Below are 16,060 nucleotides of genomic sequence, written 5' to 3' on the forward strand. Positions count from 1 at the left end.
CATTGGGAGCCCGCCATGAACAGTACCGCCAGCACCATCGATTTCACTTCGTTCCTCAAGCTGATGGCGCATCAGCGCGCCTCCGACCTGTTCATCACCGCCGGCATGCCGCCGGCAATCAAGGTGAACGGCAAGATTTCGCCCATCACCCAGACACCGCTGACCCCGCAGCAGAGCCGCGACCTGGTGCTGAACGTGATGACCCCGGCGCAGCGCGAGGAGTTCGAAAAGACCCACGAGTGCAACTTCGCCATCGGTCTGGCCGGGGTGGGGCGCTTCCGTGTGAGCTGCTTCTACCAGCGCAACCAGGTGGGCATGGTGCTGCGTCGTATCGAGACGCGCATTCCCACCGTGGAAGAACTGAGCCTGCCGCCGATCATCAAGACGCTGGCGATGACCAAGCGCGGCATCATCCTGTTCGTGGGCGCCACCGGTACCGGTAAATCCACCTCGCTGGCGGCGATGATCGGCTACCGCAACCAGAACTCGACCGGCCACATCATCACCATCGAAGACCCGATCGAATTCGTGCACAAGCACGAAGGCTGCATCATCACCCAGCGCGAAGTGGGCATCGACACCGACAGCTGGGAAGCGGCCCTGAAGAACACCCTGCGCCAGGCGCCGGATGTGATCATGATCGGCGAAGTGCGCACCCGCGAAGGCATGGACCACGCCATTGCCTTCGCCGAAACCGGCCACCTGGTGCTGTGCACCCTGCACGCCAACAACGCCAACCAGGCGATGGACCGCATCATCAACTTCTTCCCGGAAGACCGCCGCAACCAGCTGCTGATGGACCTGTCGCTGAACCTGAAGGGCGTGGTTGCGCAGCAGCTGGTGCCATCGCCGGACGGTCGCTCGCGCAAGGTCGCCATGGAAATCCTGCTGGGCACGCCGCTGGTGCAGGACTACATCCGCGATGGCGAGATCCACAAGCTGAAGGAGCTGATGAAGGAATCGGTCCAGCTGGGCATGAAGACCTTCGACCAGAGCCTGTTCGAGCTGTATCAGGCCGGCGAGATCAGCTACGAGGACGCACTGCGCTACGCCGATTCGCAGAACGAAGTGCGCCTGCGCATCAAGCTGAGCCAGGGCGGCGACGCACGCACGCTGTCGCAGGGTCTTGATGGGGTGGAGATTTCCGAGGTGCGTTGAGCGCCCGGACAGTGCCGGGGTGAACGCACCCCGGCGGCGGCTGCAACCTGACAGGGATGCATATGGACATGCCGGCGCAGCGCAACATTGTGCTGATCGATTACGAGAACGTGCAGCCCTGTTCTCTGAAGGGGCTGGTCGCGCCAGGCTTCACGGTCATTGTGTTCGTGGGCAGTGCGCAGACGAAGATCCACATCGACGTGGCCGAGGCGATCCATGCGCTGGGCAGTCACGGGTGCTACGTGCGCTGCAAGGGGCAGGGACCCAATGCGCTCGACTTTCATATTGCCTTCCACGTCGGTGAACTGCTCAGCAGCGACCCGAAGGCGCGCATCCACATCATTTCCAAGGACACCGGCTACGATCCGCTGATCGCCTATCTGCGCGGGCGACAGTTCGCGGTGTCCCGCAGCGTGTCGATAGAGGCGCTGCCGATGTTTCGCAGTGCGGCCGCGGGCACGCCGGCTGCGGCCAAGCCCCAGGCAAAATCAACGGCCAAGCCGATGAGTGGGCAGGAGTGCCTGAAGTATGTTCATGGGTGGCTGGTCAAGGTGGGCAGCAAGCGCCCTGCGTCGATCAAGTCGTTGGGCAATGCATTGGCTGGGCATGTGCCGCAGGAGCGGATTCCCGGCGTGATTGCCGAGCTTCAGCACAGGAAGTGGATGGTGGTGGAGGGAGGCAAGCTTCGTTACCAGCTGGGCAAGTTCAGCGCCTGAGGCGGCTGCAAAGGCGGGGTTTCGCCCGGTTGACCGCGCTTTCGTAGCGTCGAGCTTGCTCGACTGATGGCCCGCGCAGTGCAGGGCAGTCGAGCAAGCTCGACTCTACCGGGAGGTTCTGCGATAGTCGCGCCGTCACCGCGTTCGCGGGACAGGGGGAGCCGGCACCGCGCCGGCGCGACAACAACAGGTTTGCACATGGAATTGCACGACCCGTACCGTGCGCCGGCGGCTGCGCCTGCGCGCCCGCCGGTGCTGCCGGCCACTGCGGCGCCCGCGCCGACGCCGCTGGCCAGCCAGGCCGCGTCCACCGCAGCGGTCTACTATTCGCCGCCCACCATGAAGATCGTCGCACTGTCCCTGTCCACCCTGGGCGTGTACCCGATGTACTGGTTCTGGCGGAACTGGCGGGCGATCAAGCGCGAGAGCGGGGGCGAACAATGGCCCTGGGCACGCGCGCTGTTCTCACCCATCTGGGCGTACTTCTGCTTCCGTGAACTGCAGGCCGTGGCCGAGAACCGGCGGCGCATCCTGGCGTTCACCCCGGGCATGCTGACGGTGTTCTACATCCTGCTGTGCCTGGTTGGCCAGGTACGCGGCGGGGTAGGGTTGCTCTCGGTGCTGGCGTTCATGCCGGTGCTGCCGATCAACAGCCTGCTGCGCCGCTACCACCAGGATGAGCGGGTGGACATGCAGCAGATGGACCGCTTCGGTGGTTGGCATATCCTGCTGTTGATCGTTGGCGGCAGCGTGCTGCTGCTGGCACTGGTGTTCGGGGTGATGCTGGCCGGTCGTCGGTTCTGATACCGATTGATGAATTCCAGTCATGACTGACTGCCATCCAGGCCGTTCACTGCGGCGGCCTGGCAGGCGTATCGTCGTCGTTCCCCCTTTCAGGAACACGACGATGCAGACACGTGAACTCGGTCGCAGCGGTTTGAAGGTTTCCACGCTGGGCCTGGGCTGCATGGGCCTGAGCCACAGCTACGGCACGCCGGTGGCCCAGGAGCAGGGCATTGCCCTGCTGCACGCGGCGGTCGAACGCGGCGTGACCTTCTTCGATACCGCCGAAGTGTATGGTCCGTACACCAACGAAGAACTGGTCGGGCAGGCGCTGGCGCCGTACCGCGACCAGCTGGTGATCGCCACCAAGTTCGGCTTCAAGCAGGCGCGCACCGATACCGGCCTGGACAGCCGACCGGAGAACATCCGCGCGGTGGCCGAAGCCAGTCTGAAGCGCCTGCGCACCGATCGCATCGACCTGTTCTACCAGCATCGCGTGGACCCGAACGTGCCGATCGAAGACGTGGCCGGTACCGTGGGCGAGCTGATTGCCGAAGGCAAGGTGCTGCACTTCGGCCTGTCCGAAGCCAGCGCGGCCACCGTGCGCCGTGCGCATGCGGTGCAGCCGGTGGCGGCGGTGCAGAGCGAGTATTCGCTGTGGTGGCGTGAGCCCGAGCGCGAACTACTGCCCACGCTGCAGGAACTGGGCATCGGCTTCGTGCCGTTCAGCCCGCTTGGCCGTGGCTTCCTGACCGGTGCGATCACCGCTGACACCACCTTTGCCGAGAACGATTTCCGCAACACGGTGCCGCGTTTCGAAGTGGAAGCACGTCGCGCCAATCAGGCCCTGGTGGACCGCATCAGCACCCTGGCCGCGGCCCGTGGGGCAACCCCGGCGCAGGTGGCGCTGGCCTGGTTGCTGGCGCAGGCACCGTGGATCGTGCCGATTCCCGGCACCACCAAGGTGCACCGCCTGGAAGAGAACCTGGCCGCTGCGGACCTGCAGTTGTCGCCGCAGGAACTGCAGCACATCGCCCAAGTGCTGGACGAAGTGGCAATCGTCGGCGAGCGCTACAACGCGCAGCGCGCGGCCCAGGCCAAGGGCTGACCTGATCGGTGCTGGGTGCGGACCGTTGGTCCGCACTCCTCGGCTTAGTTCCCCATCGGCCCGCGCAGCGCGTCCAGCACGGTGCGCATGGCCACGCTGACGTGGCGGCGTGACGGGTAGTAGGCGTAGTAGCCGTCGAAGGTGGGGCACCAGTCATCCAGCGCTGACTGCAGGCGCCCGTCGTCCAGCATGGCCTGCACCTGGTCTTCGGGCAGCCAGGCCAGGCCGCTGCCGGCCAGCGCGGCGGTGCGGGTCATGCCCATGGTGTTGAAGGTCCATTGTCCGGACACCCGCACGCTGAGCTCGCCGCCGTCGCGACCGAAATCCCAGGGCATCAGACCGCCGTGGGTGGGCAGGCGCAGGGTGATGCAGTTGTGCGCGGCCAGATCGTGGGGGTGCACCGGCGCCACGTGCTGGCGGAAGTATGCCGGTGCGCCGACGACGCGCATGCGCAGCGGTGGGCTGATCGGCACGGCCACCATGTCGCGGGCCAGGCGTTCGCCGAGGCGGATGCCGATGTCGTAGCGCTCGGCCACGATGTCGGCCAGGCCGTAATCGGTGGTCAGTTCGACGTTCAGGTCCCGGTGCTGCTGCAGCAGCGGCGCCAGCCGTGGCCAGGCCAGGTATTCGGCGGCGTGTCCCGTGGCGTTGATGCGGATGGTGCCCGCCGGGCGCTCGCGGTACTGGGCCAGGGCGGCCAGTTCATCTTCGATTTCCGCCAGCCGTGGGGCCAGCGACTGCAGCAGACGCGCGCCGGCTTCGGTGGTGGACACGCTGCGGGTGGTGCGGGTCAGCAGGCGCACGCCCAGGCGTTCTTCCAGGCCGCGCATGGCATGGCTCAGTGCGGACTGGGACACGCCCAGCTGCGCGGCAGCGCGGGTGAAGCTGCCCTCGCGGGCGACGTGGACGAAGGCCTGCAGGTCATTGAGGTTTTCACGGGGCATGAGGGGATGATACGGCCGGGCTGCGCCCGGCACCTGCCGAATCAACGTCAACGTCAACAGCAGCCGCAACGGCAAAGGCAACGTCAAAAGCTGGCTATCCGTGGGATGGCGGGGTGGGTCCGGTTGAGGGGGACGCTGCAAGTACGTCCCTGTAAGCTCGGTCGCCGCATCCATGCGGCTCACGCCCCCTCAACCGGACCCACCCCGCCTTCGACAGTTTCCCGCGATCTGTCGGAACGGCATCGGGGTCGGATCCCGTTGCTGCGCAACGGGATCCGACCCCGTTGTCGCGATGTTGTCGAATTGTGGGGGTGTGGTTCGTCTAATGAATGACGTTCAACAGGAGCTGCACATGAGTACTGACACCCCGCCGAAAGGCCCGGCTTCGTATTTCCCTTCCATCGAGAAAACCTACGGTCAGCCGGTGGCGCACTGGCTGGACGTGTTGGCCAAGCAGCCGGGCCTGAAGCACATGGAACTGGTCAGCTACCTGAAGGCCGAGCACGGCCTGGGCCACGGCCATGCCAACGCCCTGGTCGCCCACCATCTCAAAGCCGCGCGCTGACCCCCGTTCCCGAGCGAAGCGACCCGCGTTGGTCTTTTTTTCTTTTCACGTGGCTGGACGCACACGGAAATAGTCAGAGGCCGGGCGGGGTGGGGGCGTGGGGGTGTCCGCGGCATGGATGCCGCGGCCAAGCCCCCATGGAAGGGTTTACGGCGTCCCCCGCGGCCCCATCCCGCCCGGCCAAGCGCGGCTGTTGCTGCCAATGCGACCAGCCACGAGGGGCTGCGCCGTTCGCCGGCCACCCAACTGAATCGATTTCATCTGCAACTGTCATCGGGATCGTGTCTAATACGCGTCCCCACTGCTGCACCCCCACACCCATGTCCCTGCATTCCCATGGCCCCGCGCCGTGCGACGACGCTGACGGCCACCTGGTCACCGCCGGTCCGCTGACCCCGCCGCCCGACAGCGCCGGCACCCCGGCCGACGACAAAGCACTTCGCCATTCCGTCGCCGAAGACGTGCAGGGCATGGTGCTGGCCATGCTGGTGGCCTCGCTGGGCCTGGCCATCTTCGCCAAGGGCGGGCTGATGATCGGCGGCATGGCGGGGGCAGCCTTCTTGCTGCACTACGCCATGGGCTGGAACTTTGGCCTGGTGTTCGTACTGGTGAACCTGCCGTTCTACTGGGTGGCCGTGCGCCGCATGGGCTGGGAATTCACCCTGAAGACCTTCGCCGCGGTAACGGCCTGTGGCGTGCTGACCGACATGCTGCCGCGCTGGGCGGACTTCTCGCACATGGCGCCGCTGTACTCGGCGCTGGTGGGCGGCGCGCTGTCCGGGCTGGGCATCCTGTTCTTCATCCGCCACCGGGCCAGCTTGGGCGGCATCGGCATCCTGGCGGTATACCTGCAGCGCACCCGCGGCTGGAGTGCCGGCAAGGTGCAGATGTCCTTCGACGCCTGCCTGATGGTGGCCGCGTTCTTCGTGCTGTCGCCGTCGAAGGTGATGTATTCGGCCATCGGCGCGGTGGTGCTCAGCCTGGTGCTGATGTTCAACCACCGCCCCGGCCGGTACATGGGTGTGTGACCGCACATACCGCGTTCGCCGGGTATGGCCCGGCGCTACCAGATCCACCGCGCGGTAGCGCCGGGCCACGCCCGGCGGCTCTGCATCAGCGGCCGGCCGCCTGCAGCCACGGCGGGGCCAGCTTCACCAGCCGCGCATGCACCGGGCAGTCCTCGGCGTGCGCACCGGGCAGGTAGCCCAGGCTCATCAGGAATTCGCCGGTGATCTCGCCGCCGGTGAAGCGGAAGGTCTTCTTGAACAGCTTCACCCAGTCGGCCTTGCTGCGCGGGTGGTGGGCATCCAGCCATGCGGCGAAGCTGCCGTGCTGCGCGCGCAGCTGCTGGATCACCTGCGCGTTGTGGATCGCGGCCAGCACTTTCAGCCGGTTGCGGATGATGCCGGTGTCCGACAGCAGGCGTTCGATGTCCTGCTCGGCATAGGCCGCCACGCCGTCCACGTCGAAGCCATCGTAGGCCGCACGGAAGCCCTCGCGCTTCTTCAGGATGGTTTCCCAGCTCAGCCCGGCCTGGTTGATCTCCAGCACCAGGCGTTCGAACAGTTCGCGTTCATCGCGCTGCGGGAAGCCGTATTCATGGGCGTGGTAGTAATCGTGCACCGGATGGCCCGGGGCGATGAGGCAGTATCCGCTCATTTGCTGCGCCTTTTACCGAAGTCGTTGTTGTACTGCAGGGTGGTCGTCTGGTCATCCAGCAGGAACTCCGGCCAGCGGCTGTCCCGCAGCTGCAGACGGCCTTCACGCAGCGCCTGGTTGGCGGCCTCTGCGCCGAAGCGGATCTGCCCCACGTCCGTCCATTGTCCCTCGTCCAGGGTGTGCAGGTCGCACTGCGGACCCCATGCCCTTCGGATCTGGCACAGCAGCACGTCCGGCTGGCCGTCGCCGTCCAGATCGCGCTGCAGGGCAATGCAGCCCTCGTTGCTGGACAGGCACTCGGTGCTGTCCAGGTCATCCAGCACCGCCTGCCACCAGCTGTCTGGCGGCGATGTGCTGCCCTTGGCCAGGTGGATGCGCGCCTTCAGCGTGGCCAGGTCGTGGACGCCTGCGTCCGCCAGGCTCTCCAGGCGATAGCCGTGCACCTTCTTGCCGCTCAGCTGCTGGGCAATGATGCTCGAGGCGCGGCGGTCGGCCTGGATGGCGGGGTCCTGCTGCAGCCCGCGCAGCGCTTCCACGCCCCGACGTCCGCTGTGTTCGCGCAGGTAATTGACGTCGCGCACCACCAGTTGCGCGGGGTTGCTGCGCAGCCGCTCGGCCACACTGGTCGCGGCGATGCGCGCCGGGTCCAGTACAGGGGAATTGCCCAGCACTGCCACAGCGATCATCGCCCAGCTCATCACCCGGTTCACCGGTTCCACGCCCTGCAGCCAGCGCTGCCCGGGCCGGACCACGGCCAGCGCGTAGCCCAGCGCGTAGCCGGCGGTGATCAGCGCGGCGGCCGTGGCCCAGAAACGATCAATGGTCCAGCCGTACTGGCCGATGCGCAGCGCCAGTGCGTACAACGCCAGTCCGGCGTAGATCGGCAATGTCAGCAGGCTGGCTTCCACCGCACGCCGCAGCAGGCGCGGGTAGGGCAGTTCACTGTCGCTGCGCTGGTACACGGCATTGACCAGGCAGATCAGCAGCAGCGCCAGGGTCAGCAGCTCCTTGGCTGGCGAACGGTGACCTGCGCTGCTCATCAGCCCGGTGAAGGGCAGCGACACCACGAACAGCACGGCGATGAAGGCCAGCAAAGGCAGCAACGCGCGGCAGATCGCAAACAGCACCTGGCGGGTGATCTGGATGGCGCGGTGCTGGGTGCGCCCGATCAGCACACCGAACCCGGCCAGGGTGCCGGTGGCCAGTGCCACGAAAGCGCGCTCGGCGAACAGTTGCTCGAAGAAGGTCACCCCTACCAGCGTGAACAGGGCGGCCCACAACCACAGCAGCATCCAGCCCAGGCCGGTGAACACCGCCGCCTGCAACAGCACCAGCCCGTTCTGCCAGGCACGCTCGAACAGGGCGGCGTGGTCGGCACGCCAGGACCCGTGCTGCAGCCGGAACTGCCACCAGGGCAGGGCCACGAAGGTCGCCACCGCCAGACCCAATGCCAACGGATCACGCAGCGCGGAAATCCAGATGCCTTCCATGCCGCGCAGGCTCCAGCCCACCCAGCCGGCCAGCGCCACCACCAGCAGTGATGCCAGCGCCGCATGCAGCCACAGCCGGCGGTCCTTCAGGTCGACCAGGGTCAGGCCGAGCGCCGTGGGCACGGTCAGCACCCAGGCATTCCAGCCGTAGCGGCAGGCAATATCCTGGAAGGGCGTGGTGTCGTTCAGTTCCTGCGCGGCGTACAGCGCCAGACCCTGCAGCAGAGCGATCAGTACGATCATGCTGCGCGTCGGCCACGCCAGTGGTGCGTCCTGTTGCATGGGGTTTCCTCCTTGGATGCGGCCATCCTAGACCATGCCTTCGCGCCCGCGTGCGGCCCCAGCAGGTAGAATGGCCACCATGCCTGTAACGCCTACTTCCCTTGCCGACCACCTGCTCGTCGCGCTGCCGTCGCTGACCGACGCCACCTTCGCCCGTACCGTCGCCCTGATCTGCCAGCACGACGAGAACGGCGCCATGGGCGTGCTGGTCAACCAGCCGTCGGAGTACACGCTGGGCGAGGTGCTGGCGCAGATGGACATCGCCACCGGCGATGGCGAGCTGCAGGCGCGCATGGTGCTCAACGGTGGGCCGGTACACCCTGAACGCGGTTTCGTCATTCACGACGATGCCCGCGCCTGGGATTCCAGCCTGGCAGTGGGCAACGGTCTGTTCCTGACCACCTCGCGCGACATCCTGGAAGCCATGGCCCGCGGTGAAGGCCCGGCCAATGCGCTGGTCACCCTGGGCTGCGCCGGCTGGGGGGCAGGGCAGCTGGAAAGCGAACTGGCCGAGAACAGCTGGCTGACCGTGCCGGCCGATGCCGAAGTGGTGTTCCAGCTGCCGCTGGAACAGCGCTGGCAGGGCGCGGCGGCGCGTATCGGCGTGGACCTGTTCCGCCTGACCGACTACAGCGGCCATGTCTGAGCCGGCCGTGATCCGCCGCGATGGCACCGTGCTCGGCTTCGATGTCGGCTCGCGGCGGATTGGCGTGGCCATCGGCAGCGCGTTCGCCGCGCATGCCCGCGCGGTGGCCGTGGTGGATGTGCACGGCAACGGCCCCGACTGGGCCGCCGTGGAGCGCCTGATCAAGGAATGGAAGCCCGACGGCCTGGTGGTGGGCGATCCGCTTACCCTGGATGGTCAGGACCAACCCAACCGCAAGCGCGCGCAGGGCTTCGCCCGCCAGCTGCGGGAACGTTTCAAGCTGCCGGTGGTGATGATCGACGAGCGTTCCAGCTCGGTCGAAGCCGCCCGCCGTTTCGCCGTCGAGCGCGCCGAAGGGCGCAAGCGCCGCCGAGATGCGGCCGCGCTGGATGCCGTGGCTGCGGCGGTGATCATCGACCGCTGGCTGTCGTCCCCCGACGACGCCATCCCCATTCCCTGACTGCACGACGCCTGCCATGACCGCCCAGCAACTCGATGCCTCCGGCCGCCTGCGCCACCTGTTGACCCTTGAAGGCCTTCCCCGCGAAACCCTGGTGCAGCTGCTCGACCGCGCGGGCCAGATCCGCGATGCGGCCGTTGGCCGGGTTGGCAACAAGCGCCAGGTGCTGGCCGGTTCGGCGGTGTGCACGCTGTTCTTCGAACCGTCCACCCGCACCCGCAGTTCGTTCCAGCTGGCGGCTCAGCGCCTGGGCGCCGACGTGCTGAATTTCGATGCCTCCACGTCTTCCACGCGCAAGGGCGAGACCGCCTGCGACACGTTGAAGAACCTGGAAGCGATGGGCGTGCGCGGCTTCGTGGTGCGCCACCCCGACGATGGCGCGGTGGCGGCACTGGCCGCCGCGGCCGGCGAGGGCACCGCACTGGTGAACGCCGGCGATGGCCGCAGCTCGCACCCGACCCAGGGCCTGCTGGACATGCTGACCCTGCGCCAGGCCAAGGGCCCGGACTTTTCGAAGCTGAAGGTCGTGATCGTCGGCGATGTGAAGCATTCGCGCGTGGCCCGTACCGACCTGCATGCGCTGCGCACGCTGGGCGTGGGCGAGATCCGCGTGTGCGGCCCGCAGTCGCTGCTGCCGGACGATGAAACCCTGAAAGGCTGCGTGGTCGGCGACGACTTCGACGCCATGCTGGAAGGCGCCGATGCGCTGATGATGCTGCGCCTGCAGCGCGAGCGCATGGAAGAAGGCCTGGTGCCGTCGCTGGAGCAGTACCACGCCCAGTACGGCCTGACCGCCGCACGCCTGGCCCGCGCCGGCAAGGACGCCGCCGTGCTGCACCCGGGCCCGATCAACCGCGGCGTGGAAGTGACCGACGAAGTGGCCGACGGCCCGCAGTCGTGGGTGCTGCGCCAGGTCGCCAACGGCGTGGCCGTACGCATGGCCGTGCTGGAAACCCTGCTGGGTTGATAGCGGTATTGGTGGGTGCCGACCGTTGGTCGGCACACACCCCGCCCAGGTAGGTGCCAACCGAGGTTGGCGCACGCAGCGCTTTGGTAGGTGCCAACCTTGGTTGGCACACCCAGCGCTCTGGTAGGTGCCAACCTTGGTTGGCACTATTCGTCAGTGCCAGTGGATCCCAGACAACCACATGGCGATTCCAGCTCCCATTCGCACCACGCGTGTCGATATTGCCCGACCTGTGCCGCCAACCCAGCCCTGATCGGGTTACCCATCAGATACATCGCATGCCGGTACAGCGATTCATCAGATCGAATCGCGTGATCGTGATAGCCGCTCTGCCAAAAGCGCCCGATTCGCCCTGAAGATCGATTCACCTGTTGTGCCGTGCGCGACTTGAATCGCTTCATCACCGTTTCAAGTGTTCCTGCGCGAAGTTCGACCAGCCAATGAATGTGGTCGGGCATGACCACGTAGGCAACGGAACGGGTGAAGCCTTCCTGGTCGAGGCGCTGGAATTCGCGGATCGCCAGTTCTGCAGCAGCATCGCTGGCAAGCAACGGGGCGCGGCCATGCACAACGGTGGTGAGGATGTAGCTGAGGCCGATGCTGGAGTGACGGCCGAGCAGAAGTCGAGCGCTGTTCATGGAGGCAAGCATGGGCGGGCCTGCCTGCGGTGAATATCGGGGAATGACTTGGCTTTGGGTAAGCGGGTGCCAACCAAGGTTGGCACCTACCGGAGCGGTGTGGGTGCCAACCAAGGTTGGCACCTACCGGGGCGTCAGCGCTTCTGCGCGAAGAGCCAGGCCCACATGGCGGGGTCGGCGTAGGTGGCGTCCCAGGCGTTGTGGTTGCCGTCGGGGTATTCGGTGTAGCGCACGTCGCGCGCGCCGGCGGCCTGGAAGGCGGCGTGCAGTCTGCGGTCGTCGGCCGGGGGCACTACATCGTCCAGCGCGCCGTGGAAGATCCAGATCGGCGTGCGCTGCAGGCGCTGGGCGATGGCCGCGTAGGGATCGGCTTCGTGCGCGACCTGTTCGACGAACAGGGTCGGGCGCACCGCGCGTGGAGCCAGCACGGCGCCGCACACCGGCACGATGGCGGCGAAGCGCTGCGGGTCGTCCAGGGCGATGTTCCAGCTGCCGTAGCCGCCCATCGACATGCCGGTGAGGTACTGGCGCGCGGGATCGGCGCCGAACTCGGCCACGGTCGCATCCAGTGCGGCGATCGCTACGCGGTTGTTGTGGCCGCTCCATTCCTGGTCGCCGGGCACCTGCGGAAACACGGCCAGCGCCGGGAAATCCGCCGCATGGCGGCGCAGATGCGGGCCCAGCCCGGCGTGGGTCGGCTTCACCCCGTCGCCGCCGCGTTCGCCCGAGCCGTGCAGGAACAGCACCACCGGCAGCGGACCGGCGGCGCGTGCGCTGTCGGCAGGAATGAATACCTGGTAGTAGGCGGTCTGCCCGTCGACCTTCACCGCGCGTGATTCAAAATGCCCGCGCGCGCTGTCCGGAGTGCTGGCGCAGGCGCCCAGCATCAGTACGGCCAGCAGCGGCAGCCAGCGCAGGAACGGACGAGCCATGACGTTTTCCCAAGGTTTGGAATCGTTTTCATGGTAATCGGCCGCCCGGCGCCGGGCATCGTGCAGCGCATCACTGCGGGCGCGGCGCGCTGGCGATGATGGCCAGTTGTTCCTGTGCTTCGGCATTGCCGTCCGCGGCCGCGGCCTGCACCTGCGCCAGGTCGGGGTGCATCACCACCAGCAGCGGGTTTTCGCACACCGGGCAGTCGTACTCGGTCGCGTCTTCGTCCAGCTCCATCACCATCGCGCGCGAGCTGCCTTTCCACTCGCATGCTGCGCAGGTGTGCATCTGTTCGCGCCAGCCGGGCTGGAAGTAGTTGTCGATCGTGGTGGCCATGGGCTTCGGGGAAAAAAGAGGTAGGAGAACGCGGCAAGGGGTCAGAGCCCTGCTGTGCAGGGATCTGACCCCGTGCGGGTCAGTGCAGCAGGATGAGGGTGGCCAGGCCGAGGAAGCTGAAGAAACCCATCACGTCGGTCACCGCGGTCACCACCACGGTGCCGGCCACGGCCGGGTCGACGTTCATGCGCTTGAGCAGCAGGGGCAGCAGCACCCCGGCCAGTGCGGCGGCCAGGAAGTTGATGATCAACGCCAGGGTGATCACCAGCGACAGCAGCAGGCTGTGGAACCACAGGAAGGCGATGACGCCGACCAGCAGGCCGATCAGGGTGCCGTTGATCAACGCAACGCGCGCTTCCTTCCACAGCAGGATGCGGGCGTTGCTCTGGCCCACCTGGCCCAGGGCGATGCCGCGCACCATCAAGGTCAGCACCTGCACGGCGGCATTGCCGCCCACGCCGGCCACGATCGGCATCAGCACGGCCAGCGCCACGACCTTCTGCAGGGTCAGTTCGAACTGGCCGATCACGCTGGCAGCCAGGAAGGCCGTGCACAGGTTGATGCCCAGCCAGACCACGCGGCCGCGCACGGCACGCTTGATGGGCGAGAACAGATCCTCTTCCTCGTCCAGACCGGCGGCGCCCAGCGCCTGGTGCTCGGCCTGCGAACGGATGATGTCCACCACGTCATCGATGGTGATGCGGCCGAGCAGGATGTTGTTGTCGTCCACCACCGGCGCGGAGACCCAGTCATGGTCGGAGAACTGCCGCGCCACTTCTTGGTCGCTTTCGCCAACATCGATGGCCGGCTGTTCGTCATCGATCAGCCGGTTGATGGGGGTGGTGTCTTCGTGGGTGACCAGCGCGGCCAGCGAGACGCGGCCCAGGTACTGGTGGCGGCGGCTGACCACGAACAGATGGTCGGTGTGGTCGGGCAGTTCGCCGCGCAGACGCAGGTAGCGCAGCACCACGTCCACGTTGACGTCGGCGCGCACGGTCACCACGTCCGGGTTCATCAGGCGGCCGGCGCTGTCCTCGGGATAGGACAGCACCTGTTCCAGGCGCTCGCGGTTCTCGCGGTCCATCGACTTGAGCACTTCGTCGATGACCGTATCGGGCAGATCCTCGACCAGGTCGGCCAGATCGTCGATGTCCAGGTCTTCGACCGCGGCGATGATTTCGTCCGGGTCCATGTCCGCGAGCAGGCTCTCGCGCACTTCCTCACCGACGTGGACCAGCACCTCGCCGTCGTCTTCCGGGTCGACCAGGCCCCACACCACTTCGCGCTTGCCCGGCGGCAGCGATTCCAGCAGGTTGCCGATCTCGGCCGGCGCCAGGGTGTTGACCAGGCGGCGCACCGGCCCCAGCCGGCCGCTGTCCAGCGCATCGGACAACAGGCGCAGTTGGCGCGCAGTCTTGTCGTGGCGTACAGCTTCGGCCATCGCAGCTCCCGCGGGAAGAGAAAAGCCGCGATCCCGGCAAGGATGCGGCAACAGGGGTGTTCAGCGCGTCATTATCGCAAGCCGATGTTGCAACGCCTACCCCGATCACGGAGACGGGGTCAGAGCCCTTTCCCGTGGGAAAGGGATCTGACCCCACGGTGCTCAGACCGCGTCGGCCACCAGGGCCAGCCAGCGTTCGATGCCGCGGCGATCGCGCGCGGCCAGCAGCTTCGGTGCGCGCGCGCGCAGGGTGGCCAGGTCGCTTTCGCGGATCGCGCGGCGGACTTCCAGCAGGGTGCCAGGGTGCAGGCTGAACTCGGTCAGGCCCAGTGCCAGCAGCAGCGGCGTCATGCGTGCGTCGCCGGCGATCTCGCCGCACACCGCCACCGGAATGCGATGGCGTGCGCCGGTGTCGATCACCAGCTGCAGCAGGCGTACCACCGCCGGATGCAGCGGCGAGTACAACTCGCCCAGCGCTTCATTGTTGCGGTCGGCGGCCAGCAGGTACTGGACCAGATCGTTGGTGCCGATCGACAGGAAATCCACCAGGTCGATGAAGCTTTCCAGCGCCAGCGCGGCGGCCGGCACTTCGATCATCGCCCCCAACGGCACATGGTCGGCCACCGCATGGCCTTCGGCGCGCAGTTGTTCGGCCAGCTTCAGCAGGCGCCGGCGCACCGCCAGCAGTTCCTCGCGGGTGCTGACCATGGGCACCAGCACGCGCAGCTTGCCGTAGGCCGAGGCGCGCAGGATCGCGCGCAGCTGGGTGTCGGATACCTTCGGCCGGGCCAGCGACAGGCGCACGCCACGCAGGCCCAGCGCTGGGTTCTCTTCGTTGCTGAGGGTCAGGCCGGTACGGTCGGCCTTGTCCGCGCCCAGGTCCAGGGTGCGGATGGTGACCGGACGCCCGCTCATGCCCAGGGCGGCATCGCGGTAGGTCTGGAACTGTTCTTCTTCGTCGGGCAGTTCGTTGCGCTGCAGGAACAGGAATTCGGTGCGGTACAGGCCCAGGCCCTGCGCGCCGAGCGCGTGTGCCTGGGTCACGTCTTCCAGCGATTCGGCATTGGCCAGCAGGGCGATATCGACCTGGTCGCGGGTGCGGCTGGGCTTGCTGCGCAGGCGGCCGAGTTCGCGCTGTTCGCGCGCGTGTTCCTTCAGCCGTACGCGGTAATCGCGCAGGTTGTCGGCCTGCGGGTTCACGGTGATGCTGCCGTCGGCGCCGTCGATGATCAGCACATCGCCGTCGGCCACCCGGCCCAGCACCTGTGGCACGTTCACGATCAGCGGCAGGTGCAGGCTGCGGGCCAGGATCGCGCTGTGCGACAGTGCGCTGCCGGCGGCGGTGACAATGCCGACCACGCCCTGGGCCTGCAGCTGGGCCAGTTCGGACGGTGCGATGTTGTCGCAGACCAGGATTTCCCCGGCCAGGCCCTTCACCACCGGCGCGCGGTCGGGTTGCAGGAAGGCGTGGATGCGGCCGATCACATGGTCCAGGTCATCCATGCGGCTCTTCAGGTAGGCATCGTCCATGCCATCGAAGACCTTGGCCAGGCGGTCGCGCTGCAGGCGCAGTGCGTAGCCGGCGCTGTAGGGACCGCTGCGGATCAGTTCGTCCAGCCCGAACAGCAGCTCCGGGTCATCCAGCAGCAAGGCATGCAGGTCCAGGAATTCACCCACTTCCTGGTTCAGCGCGCCGTGCAGGCGCTGGCGCAGGTCGTGCATCTCGGTGCGCGCCGCTTCCACGGCGCGGTGCAGGCGGGCCAGCTCGGTCGGTACCTGCTGCGGGGCCACGCGCTGTTCGGCGATTTCCAACGCATGCGGCAGGCGCACGCGCGCGCGGCCCAGCGCGGTACCCCGTGCGGCGCCGTGGCCGGACAACAGCTGCACCGGCCGTTGGCCGGAAGGCAGTTGCCCGGCACGTGCGCGCGGCACGC

The 16,060-nt window shown here is 67.2% G+C and carries 17 protein-coding genes; 9 read left to right on the forward strand and 8 right to left on the reverse strand.

Going from position 1 to position 16,060, the window contains the following annotated elements; genetic code table 11:
- The first annotated feature begins 15 nt into the window (after positions 1-15).
- From C1932_RS04950 to C1932_RS04965, 4 genes are all read left to right on the forward strand, one after another.
- Entirely contained in the window at positions 16-1,158 is a 1,143-nt protein-coding gene (locus tag C1932_RS04950; RefSeq protein WP_108748781.1) for a PilT/PilU family type 4a pilus ATPase, read from the forward strand.
- A 68-nt stretch (positions 1,159-1,226) separates the two neighbouring features.
- Positions 1,227-1,874, forward strand: coding sequence for a PIN domain-containing protein (locus tag C1932_RS04955; RefSeq protein WP_159094500.1), 648 nt, complete (start codon positions 1,227-1,229; stop codon positions 1,872-1,874).
- Between the two features lie 198 nt (positions 1,875-2,072).
- Positions 2,073-2,678: a hypothetical protein gene (locus tag C1932_RS04960; protein WP_108761400.1), complete on the forward strand. Its 606-nt coding sequence runs from the start codon at positions 2,073-2,075 to the stop codon at positions 2,676-2,678.
- Positions 2,679-2,781: 103 nt separating this feature from the next.
- Positions 2,782-3,765 carry an aldo/keto reductase gene (locus C1932_RS04965; protein WP_108761401.1) on the forward strand — a complete coding sequence of 328 codons (984 nt, stop codon included), beginning with the start codon at positions 2,782-2,784 and terminating at the stop codon, positions 3,763-3,765.
- Positions 3,766-3,809: 44 nt separating this feature from the next.
- Here the strand turns inward: C1932_RS04965 and C1932_RS04970 are convergent, their stop codons facing one another.
- Positions 3,810-4,709: a LysR family transcriptional regulator gene (locus C1932_RS04970; protein WP_108761402.1), complete on the reverse strand. Its 900-nt coding sequence runs from the start codon at positions 4,707-4,709 to the stop codon at positions 3,810-3,812.
- A gap of 352 nt (positions 4,710-5,061) precedes the next feature.
- Between C1932_RS04970 and C1932_RS04975 the strand changes: the two genes are divergently transcribed.
- Both C1932_RS04975 and C1932_RS04980 read left to right on the forward strand, forming a co-directional pair.
- A complete protein-coding gene (locus tag C1932_RS04975) occupies positions 5,062-5,274 on the forward strand; it encodes a DUF4287 domain-containing protein (RefSeq protein WP_108761403.1) in 213 nt (70 codons plus the stop codon).
- 320 nt (positions 5,275-5,594) lie between these two features.
- Positions 5,595-6,302, forward strand: coding sequence for a YitT family protein (locus tag C1932_RS04980; protein WP_108761404.1), 708 nt, complete (start codon positions 5,595-5,597; stop codon positions 6,300-6,302).
- A gap of 85 nt (positions 6,303-6,387) precedes the next feature.
- Here C1932_RS04980 and C1932_RS04985 read toward each other — a convergent pair whose 3' ends face one another.
- Positions 6,388-6,933 (reverse strand): DNA-3-methyladenine glycosylase I, encoded by a 546-nt coding sequence (locus C1932_RS04985; RefSeq protein WP_108761405.1) that lies wholly within the window; start codon positions 6,931-6,933, stop codon positions 6,388-6,390.
- Positions 6,930-8,705, reverse strand: coding sequence for a DUF4153 domain-containing protein (locus C1932_RS04990; protein WP_108761406.1), 1,776 nt, complete (start codon positions 8,703-8,705; stop codon positions 6,930-6,932). The genes C1932_RS04985 and C1932_RS04990 overlap by 4 nt, the downstream gene beginning before the upstream one ends.
- 79 nt (positions 8,706-8,784) lie before the next feature.
- On the opposite strand from C1932_RS04990, the gene C1932_RS04995 reads away from it, so the two are divergent.
- Genes C1932_RS04995 through C1932_RS05005 form a run of 3 tightly spaced genes read left to right on the forward strand, consistent with a single transcriptional unit; the run spans position 8,785 to position 10,778 of the window.
- On the forward strand, positions 8,785-9,351 hold the full coding sequence (locus tag C1932_RS04995; protein ID WP_108748790.1) for a YqgE/AlgH family protein: 567 nt from the start codon (positions 8,785-8,787) through the stop codon (positions 9,349-9,351).
- Positions 9,344-9,811, forward strand: a complete 468-nt coding sequence (gene ruvX, locus C1932_RS05000; protein ID WP_108748791.1) for a Holliday junction resolvase RuvX — start codon at positions 9,344-9,346, stop codon at positions 9,809-9,811. The genes C1932_RS04995 and ruvX overlap by 8 nt, the downstream gene beginning before the upstream one ends.
- Positions 9,812-9,827: 16 nt before the next feature.
- Positions 9,828-10,778 (forward strand): aspartate carbamoyltransferase catalytic subunit, encoded by a 951-nt coding sequence (locus C1932_RS05005; RefSeq protein WP_108752372.1) that lies wholly within the window; start codon positions 9,828-9,830, stop codon positions 10,776-10,778.
- Positions 10,779-10,924: 146 nt separating this feature from the next.
- Here C1932_RS05005 and C1932_RS05010 read toward each other — a convergent pair whose 3' ends face one another.
- From C1932_RS05010 to ptsP, 5 genes are all read right to left on the reverse strand, one after another.
- Positions 10,925-11,416, reverse strand: a complete 492-nt coding sequence (locus tag C1932_RS05010) for a transposase (protein ID WP_108763356.1) — start codon at positions 11,414-11,416, stop codon at positions 10,925-10,927.
- A 134-nt stretch (positions 11,417-11,550) separates the two neighbouring features.
- Entirely contained in the window at positions 11,551-12,348 is a 798-nt protein-coding gene (locus tag C1932_RS05015; RefSeq protein ID WP_108761407.1) for a prolyl oligopeptidase family serine peptidase, read from the reverse strand.
- A gap of 70 nt (positions 12,349-12,418) precedes the next feature.
- Entirely contained in the window at positions 12,419-12,685 is a 267-nt protein-coding gene (locus C1932_RS05020; protein ID WP_108761408.1) for a hypothetical protein, read from the reverse strand.
- A gap of 79 nt (positions 12,686-12,764) precedes the next feature.
- Complete coding sequence (gene mgtE / locus C1932_RS05025; RefSeq protein WP_108748796.1) at positions 12,765-14,126, reverse strand: magnesium transporter; 1,362 nt, start codon at positions 14,124-14,126, stop codon at positions 12,765-12,767.
- Positions 14,127-14,288: 162 nt separating this feature from the next.
- Complete coding sequence (gene ptsP, locus C1932_RS05030; protein WP_108761409.1) at positions 14,289-16,058, reverse strand: phosphoenolpyruvate--protein phosphotransferase; 1,770 nt, start codon at positions 16,056-16,058, stop codon at positions 14,289-14,291.
- Positions 16,059-16,060: the final 2 nt, after the last annotated feature.

The organism is Stenotrophomonas sp. YAU14D1_LEIMI4_1 (genome assembly GCF_003086815.1).
Classification (GTDB): Bacteria; Pseudomonadota; Gammaproteobacteria; order Xanthomonadales; family Xanthomonadaceae; genus Stenotrophomonas.